The 1,808-nt window shown below is 62.5% G+C and carries 2 protein-coding genes; both read left to right on the top strand.

Annotated features, from left to right (window positions below; all coding sequences use genetic code 11):
* Positions 1-1,166: JmjC domain-containing protein (locus AC1D1X_RS22180; protein ID WP_477699205.1), on the top strand; the 1,166-nt coding region annotated here is incomplete at its 5' end.
* Between the two features lie 30 nt (positions 1,167-1,196).
* Positions 1,197-1,712, top strand: coding sequence for a hypothetical protein (locus AC1D1X_RS22175; RefSeq protein WP_477671118.1), 516 nt, complete (start codon positions 1,197-1,199; stop codon positions 1,710-1,712).
* Positions 1,713-1,808: the final 96 nt, after the last annotated feature.

Below are 1,808 nucleotides of genomic sequence, written 5' to 3'. Positions count from 1 at the left end.
ACTGGCAAAAAAAGCCGCTTCTCATCCGCCAGGCGCTGCCGGGGCTGCAGCCTGTGCTCAGCCGCGCAGCACTGTTCAGGCTCGCGTCGCGTGAGCAAGTCGAGTCCCGGCTGATTGTCCAGCAGCCCAAGGGATGGCGGATGAAACAGGGGCCTTTTGCCGCGCGAAGCCTCCCGCCGCTGAGCCAGAAAGCCTGGACCTTGCTGGTGCAGGGGGTGGATCTGCATGACGCCGGCGCGCATGCGCTTTTGCAGAAGTTCCGTTTTGTGCCTGATGCCCGGCTCGACGACCTGATGATTTCGTTTGCTACGCCCGGCGGCGGCGTTGGGCCGCACTTTGACAGCTATGACGTGTTCCTGTTGCAGGCCAGCGGCCGGCGGAGATGGAAGATCGGGCGGCAGAATGACCTGACGCTGCAGGAAGATGTGCCGCTGAAAATCCTACGGAATTTTGTTCCTGAGGAAGAGTTTGTACTGGAGGCGGGCGACATGCTCTACCTGCCTCCGCGCTATGCCCACGACGGCATTGCCGAGGCGTCGCTGCAGGCCGATGGAAAACCTGCAGATTGCATGACATATTCCATCGGATTCAGGTCGCCTGCACAGGGAGAACTGGCCGCGGAACTGCTGCATCGCCTGGCCGAGTTCACTGAGGACGAGCGCCATGAGGGCGATGAATCTGCCGCGGAAGAAATCGGCCGCAAGGCACGGCCCCGCCTGTACCGCGATGCGGGGCAGGCCGCAACCGCAACACCGGCTGCCATGCCGTCAGAGCTTAYGGCCTTCGCCGGCCAGGCCGTTCTGGACGCGTTGAAAGATCCCCTGGCCGTGGCTTGCGCCCTGGGTGAATACATGACCGAACCCAAGCCCTCGGTATGGTTCGATGAGGTGGAGTGCGAGTGGAACGCCGATGCGGCGCGGCAGGGGAGTGCCGGCGTGCATCTCGACACACGCACGCGGATGATGTATGACAGCGACCATGTGTTTATCAATGGCGAGAGCTATCGCGCCAAAGGTGCCGATGCTGCCCTGATGCACCGCCTGGCCGACCAGCGCAGCCTGGCCCCCCGGGAGCTGCGCAAGGCTGGCGCATCGGCCATCGCGCTGCTGGGCGACTGGCACGACGCGGGCTGGCTGCGGCAGACGCTGCCTGCGGAAGACGACTGACCTGCTTGCCAAACAGCCTGGAGACGTTTTATGGATACGGAAAAAACCAGTTCTGCCCTGCCGCCTGCCTTGCTGGAAGGCCGGTTTACTGGCCGCAGCGATTTCACGGAGTTGATCAGGCAGTCGCTTTCAGCGGCAGCCGCACAGGGTTGGCGCGAAATCATTGTGTGCGATCCCGATTTCGAAGACTGGCCCCTGGGAGAACGTGCAGTCGTTCAGGCGCTGAATGATTGGTCCATGACGGGCCGGAAATTCACGATGCTGGCCAAAAACTACGATGAAGTGGTCAGGCGGCACGCCCGGTTCGTCACCTGGCGGCGTACCTGGGCGCACATTGTGGAATGCCGCGCCAATACGTCGGGCGCGGCGGACGATATGCCCAGCGCCTTGCTCGGCCCCGGCTGGGTCTTTGAGCGGCTGGATGTGCAGCGCTGCACTGGCATTGCCGGCTCTGAGGTTGCCAGGCGGGTGGCGTTGAGGGAGCGGATCAATGAGCGTTTGCTGAAAAGTTCGCCGTCGTTCCCCGCCACCACGCTGGGGCTTTAAGGCGGGCATTTGTGCGTCTGAGGGCGCTAAGGGCCTGTAAAGGCTGGCTTAGGGTTTTCCGGCTTGCGTTCCCATTTGTAATATCCGGCATATAAT

The organism is Polaromonas sp. P1_G4, from assembly GCF_056405475.1.
Note: the sequence above shows the minus strand (reverse complement) of the source record. Positions and strands in the feature narration are given on the sequence as shown.